The following is a 5,603-nucleotide window of genomic DNA, read 5'->3' on the forward strand; positions in this document are numbered from 1 at the left end:
GCTCATTCTCGGGAAGGTCTCTGATATGACCCATTGAAGCAAGGACATTGTATTTACCTTCAAGGTATTTTGTAATAGTCTTTGCCTTTGTCGGGCTTTCTACGATGATTAAGGGTTTTTTCATTTTTCTATAATTTTTTTGTTTCTTCTAAAATTGGTCTGCTATCAAAGATTTCTTTATTCATAAAATTCATTCTTTAGGTGACAGTGGATTCCATTAAATTCTGCTCTTAATCTGCAAGGAGGCTCATCACCTTTTGTGTAATAAATTAAGTCTACATCAGACAAGGGACCTGCCACTTTTCCATATGGAAATTCAAGATAATCTCTTCCTTGTTTAACATACTCAAATTTTGTGCAATAAAGATGTTCAATAATTTTTTCTTTTTGTAATTCTTTTACTACAGAAGCGCTAAAAAGCCATGTAGCATCAAGACTTTTATTATATTCTTGGGTTTTTATGTTTATATATATGGTCTCTTTAAGGGTGATTATGATGACATCATACCCACGCCAATTTCTAAATTTTACCTTGTCTTTTCCAAAGTAATCAATCATATAATCTATTGTGTGTTTTTCTATAACATCCGATAGCGTTCTTGAGGATAATTCAAGTTTGTGCTTACCTATTCTTACTGGAATTTTTACAGAGTTAAGGTGATTCTTGCACTTTTGAACGAATTCTTTTAGTATGGCTTTAGATTGTAAGGACATTTATTTTTCTCCTTTAATATAAGCAATTGCACAATCATCACATAATGGAGCCCAGGCATTTTCTGGATAAAAAGCATCATATTGATTATTTTGATTATTGCCTTCATTTTTATCAACATAGCCAAATTTCACTTCTACAGCCATTGTTTTCTCATTAAATTTGTTACCACATAACTCACATTTCCACATAATAATTTACCTTTGACTTTCTTTAATTCTCTCTTGTGTATAGTCAATTAAAGAAAACATTTCATCTCTAAGGGTAACTTTTTCTCCATACCTCCTGTATTCCTTAAGAATATCTTTATACCTCTTCTCAACATCAAACTGAGTATTTTGTGAGACAAGAGGAATTGGGATAGACAACAAGTCAGTTTTATTTATACTAATTGTTCCGACGCCATGCCGCAAAAGATTTATCGAATCCTTTCCAAATTTTGTCTTTAGATAAACCACAAGAAAATATGGGTTGATCCCTTTAACCCTGAAAATATGGATGTAATCTGTAACTACCCCTTCATCATCTTCAACATCCACAATAGCAATCCTTCCTGCGCATCCCACACCGACCCTAACAAATAAAATATCTCCAACTTTAGTATGTGCATTTTGGAAATTCATTTTGCTTAAAGGGTCAATATATCTTTCATCTTTTTTATAATTAATCCCAATATCTGTGATATTTGTTGCATGCAAAAATCTTAAGCCTTTTCTTGAGAATTCCCTTTCTTTTCCATAAAGGGTTTTTCCTGTTTTACAATAAACCACAAAATCCTTTAGCTGTTTGAATACTATGCCATTATCACTTAATTTTTGTAAGGAGCTCTTTTGTAAGTTGTTATAATAATAGTAGTCCATTCGCTTCCTTAAATCCCTTCCCAAAACCTTAATCGTATTATTAACCTTTCCATTTTTCTCTAAATCGTGTAGTCTAGCAAAATAACTTAAGTTATTCCCCCTACATTTTTCCAGAATAAAAATGCTTGTTTTAGCAGATGTCTCCTCAAATACATTTCTGGGTAGATTAATAATGTGCAAAACCCTTGCGTTTTTTAAAATAAATTCTCTCACATATTGATATTGAGGGTTAGAGAGGATGCCATCCGGAAGAACAATAACAATGAAACCTTTCTCTCTGGCTAATTTTATAAAGATTTCAAGAAAGAGAACCTCAATTGCCTGACTTCTTTTTGTTTTTCCATGGTTTTTACCTAATTCATAATTTGATAATATATTTTCTGAGTCTATACGATGAAACCAGCTACTAAAAGGCGGATTTCCAGCCACAAGGTCAAATCCTCCATTTAAAAGGATCTTCTGGATTTCGGGCAAATGCCATGTTTTTTGTAAAAGGCTGTTTCCTACGATAAAATAAGAATTTGGCAGATTAAATTTATTCAACCCCAACATCACATCCCTATCAATATCAACCCCAAATAGTTTTGCATTTCTCCATTTTTCTGATGATTTCTTGATAAACACACCTTTTCCTACTGCTGGGTCAATTATAAATTTCATTTTTATTTCTGGAATAAGAGAAAGGGCTTTTTCTACTGCAAACCCAGGGGTAAAATATTGATTGTAATTTTTCCTATTTTGGTATTTTTGAACCTCACCTTTAAAATTTTCTTTGTTTTGATTTGCCCTTAACCCTTTCATTTTATCTCAATAATATGCCTAAATTCCTTAATGAAGACAAAGAAACTTTCTTTATATTCGCAATGGTTTTTTCCTTTCCCTTAATAGTTACATATTTTGGGATAAATCCCTTCTCTATATTTATCCCAAGCTCATTCTCGGAAAGGTCTTTTTCATAATCCATTGAGGCAAGGACATTATATTTACCTTCAAGGTATTTTGTAATAGTCTTTGCCTTTGTCGAGCTTTCAACAATGATTAAAGGTTTTTTCATTTTTCTTTATCATTAAATACAAAAATATTTGATGATTTTAAATATTTTAAAAGATAAAATCAAGAAGGAAAATGAAAATGATTGTTTTATGCAATAGCAGATTTATTTTAATTGACGAAATTGTATTTAATGCTTAAAATTAGAATATGACAAGAAGGGATTTTCTTAAAAAGGCTGGCGTTGGGATTGCAAGCTGTGGAATAGCTGGAGGGATATTAGCCCTTTCAAAGGAGGAAGATGAAGAAAAAGAGGAGCTTGAGGCTGTTCCCATAAAGGAAAAGGGGATAGAGCTTTGGAAATGGTCAAAGGAGGGATATTATTATACAAAGCTTAAGGATGGAAAGATAAGGTGCAAAAAATGCCCGCATAGATGCTTATTAAAAAAGAATTATAGAGGTGCCTGTAGGACAAATGTAAATAAAGACGGCGTTTTATATTCAAAGTCTTATGGAAATCCTTGCGTTGTAAATATAGACCCAATTGAGAAAAAGCCATTTTTCCATTTTCTTCCAGGGACAAAGGCATTTTCTATTGCAACAGCTGGATGTAATTTAAGGTGCCATTATTGCCAGAATTGGGATATAGCACAGAAAAAGCCAGAGGAGACAAAAAATTATGACCTCCTTCCAGAAAAGCTTATCTCGGTTGTTTCTTCCTGGAGAGATAAAGACAGCCTTGTTAAATCCATTGCCTACACTTACTCAGAGCCTGCGGCATACTATGAATATATGGTTGATTCAAGTGGTTTGGCAAGAAAAAGCGGGATTAAAAATATCGTTATTACCGCTGGTTATCTTGATAGAACGCCGTTAAAAAGGCTATGTAAAGAGGTAGATGCTATAAAAATTGACCTTAAGGGGTTTGATGAGGATTTTTATAAAGATACCTGCTCTGCTGAGCTTGATTATGTTAAGGAGGCTTGTGAGATTGTAGCAGAATCTGGTGTTTGGTTTGAGATTGTAAATCTTATTGTTCCAACACTAAATGATAATTTAGGAAAAATTAAAGAAATATGTAAATGGGTATATAGATTATCCCCTGACATTCCCCTTCATTTTTCAAGGTTTCATCCACAATATAAGCTTTTAAACCTTCCTCCAACGCCATTTGAAACCCTGTTATCTTCCTATAAAATAGCAAAGGATTGTGGTATAAACCATCCCTATATTGGAAATATCCCAGATGGAGAATGGAACAATACATATTGCCCAGAATGCAAAAAAATCCTCATTGAAAGGCAGGGTTATAGCGTTCTTAAAAATCTAATAAAGGATGGAATGTGTCCATATTGTAAGAGAAAAATTGCTGGATTTTGGGGCTAATCTTTAAAATAAGAGAGAAGATTTATTAAGGAATTATCCTTTTTGAACATAGAGATAGAAGATATTGCCTTATCCAAAAAGGGAGAAATTTTTTCTTTATAATCTTTTAATCCTATTTTATTGTCAATAAGGTCATCCTTTAATTGGAAGCACATCCCAAAGTTTAATCCGAATTCCCTTAAAGATTCAATTTGCTCTTTATTTCCTCCTCCAATCATCCCTCCAGAAACACAAGATACCATAAAAAGCTTTGCCGTCTTATTAAGACTAATCTTTTCCTCTGACTCCTGACTCCTGATCTCTTCCTCCTGACTCCTTATGTCTTCTGCCTGTCCAAAAACCATTCCATCCATACCAATTGCCTTTGCAATTTCCTTTGAAATTAAAGGATGGAAAGAGAGAATTTCAAATGCCAATGTAAGCAAACCATCTCCTGCAAGGATTGCTAAAGGAATCCCATATTTTTTATAAACAGAGGGCTTGCCCCTTCTTTCCTCATCACAATCCATAATATCATCATGGATAAGGGAATATGTATGGATAAACTCAATAGCAGATGCAACATCCAATGCTTTTGCAGAATTTTCAGAAACAGCTTCGCAAGATAGAAGGCAAAGGATTGGTCTTATGCGTTTTCCTCCAGGAAATAAAGAATACTCAATTGCGCTTTTAAGTAAAGAAGGATGTTTTGATGAGATAATAAAACCTATTCTTTCATCAATCAAAGCTATTTTCTTTTTCAACCAATCTATCTTCTTCTCCTTCACTGATTATTTTTATCTTTCTCTCTGCACTCAAAAGCTTTTCTTGGCAGAGCTTTTTTAAAGCAATTCCTTCCTCAAAAAGGAATATGGATTCATCCAAACCAATCTCTTGCTTTTCTAAGATTCGGACAATCTCCTCCAATCTTTTCAATGCATCCTCAAATTTCATTTCTTTATTTTAATATGCTTTAAGCAATAAAATCCACCAATAAGAAGGAGGGTAAAGATTATTGTAAAAGCTTCAAAATGTCCCTTTATCATCCCCTTTACCCTTTCTCCAAAGAGCATAATAAGGCATCCAACAATAAAAAACCTTCCACTCCTTCCAAATATAGAGGCAATAATGAATTTTAAAAAATTTATATAGAATACGCCACCAGCTATGGTAAATACCTTGTATGGAATGGGCGTAAATGCCGCAATAAATATTGCCCATGCTTCATATTTCTGGAAATAATTATGGACAATCTCTATTTTTTCCTTTTTAAAAAGCCTTTCTGCTAATGGACGACCTCCAAAAAATCCAATAAAATAGCCAACCATACCTCCCAAAACAGAGGCAATGGCGCACACAGTGGCATAGAATAGGCTAATCTTTGGATTTAATAGACAAAGGGCTATTAAAAGAAGATCTGGAGGAACAGGGAAAAAACTTGATTCAACAAAGGATAAGATAAACAAGGCATATACACCATAGGGTGTACTTGCCCAATGAATTGTCCAGTTAATTAAATCTTGTATCATTCCTTAAACCCATATTCTCCAATAAGGGGGACAAATACACATCCTCCCTCATCCTGCTCCTTTATCATCCCCTTTTCCTTTGTTACAACAACAAGTTTCTGGATATACCTTTCTCCAATTGGGATAACCATAATCCCTTCATCCTTA

10 protein-coding genes are annotated in these 5,603 nt (G+C 33.6%); 1 reads left to right on the plus strand and 9 read right to left on the minus strand.

Annotation, left to right across the window (positions count from 1 at the left end; translation table 11 throughout):
* The 5 genes from AB1630_08030 to AB1630_08050 all read right to left on the minus strand — a co-directional run.
* On the minus strand, positions 1 to 124 hold a 124-nt coding region (locus AB1630_08030; GenBank protein MEW6103740.1), incomplete at its 3' end, for a toprim domain-containing protein.
* A gap of 53 nt (positions 125 to 177) precedes the next feature.
* Positions 178 to 714 carry a hypothetical protein gene (locus AB1630_08035; GenBank protein MEW6103741.1) on the minus strand — a complete coding sequence of 179 codons (537 nt, stop codon included), beginning with the start codon at positions 712 to 714 and terminating at the stop codon, positions 178 to 180.
* Positions 715 to 858: a hypothetical protein gene (locus tag AB1630_08040; GenBank protein ID MEW6103742.1), complete on the minus strand. Its 144-nt coding sequence runs from the start codon at positions 856 to 858 to the stop codon at positions 715 to 717.
* Between the two features lie 51 nt (positions 859 to 909).
* Positions 910 to 2,373 (minus strand): N-6 DNA methylase, encoded by a 1,464-nt coding sequence (locus AB1630_08045; GenBank protein ID MEW6103743.1) that lies wholly within the window; start codon positions 2,371 to 2,373, stop codon positions 910 to 912.
* A 1-nt stretch (position 2,374) separates the two neighbouring features.
* Positions 2,375 to 2,626, minus strand: coding sequence for a hypothetical protein (locus AB1630_08050; protein MEW6103744.1), 252 nt, complete (start codon positions 2,624 to 2,626; stop codon positions 2,375 to 2,377).
* 146 nt (positions 2,627 to 2,772) lie between these two features.
* Between AB1630_08050 and amrS the strand changes: the two genes are divergently transcribed.
* Entirely contained in the window at positions 2,773 to 3,948 is a 1,176-nt protein-coding gene (amrS, locus tag AB1630_08055) for an AmmeMemoRadiSam system radical SAM enzyme (protein ID MEW6103745.1), read from the plus strand.
* Here the strand turns inward: amrS and AB1630_08060 are convergent.
* The 4 genes from AB1630_08060 to AB1630_08075 form a co-directional block, all read right to left on the minus strand.
* Entirely contained in the window at positions 3,945 to 4,691 is a 747-nt protein-coding gene (locus AB1630_08060) for a polyprenyl synthetase family protein (protein ID MEW6103746.1), read from the minus strand. The two genes, amrS and AB1630_08060, sit on opposite strands and share 4 nt — an antisense overlap.
* Entirely contained in the window at positions 4,666 to 4,881 is a 216-nt protein-coding gene (xseB, locus tag AB1630_08065) for an exodeoxyribonuclease VII small subunit (protein ID MEW6103747.1), read from the minus strand. Before xseB ends, AB1630_08060 begins: the two co-directional genes overlap by 26 nt.
* Positions 4,878 to 5,456, minus strand: coding sequence for a YqaA family protein (locus tag AB1630_08070; GenBank protein MEW6103748.1), 579 nt, complete (start codon positions 5,454 to 5,456; stop codon positions 4,878 to 4,880). The genes xseB and AB1630_08070 overlap by 4 nt, the downstream gene beginning before the upstream one ends.
* Positions 5,453 to 5,603, minus strand: a 151-nt coding sequence (locus AB1630_08075; protein MEW6103749.1) for a protein-L-isoaspartate O-methyltransferase, incomplete at its 5' end; no start/stop codon positions are given. The genes AB1630_08070 and AB1630_08075, both read right to left, overlap by 4 nt.

Source organism: bacterium (assembly GCA_040753555.1).
GTDB lineage: Bacteria > UBA9089 > UBA9088 > UBA9088 > UBA9088 > JBFLYE01.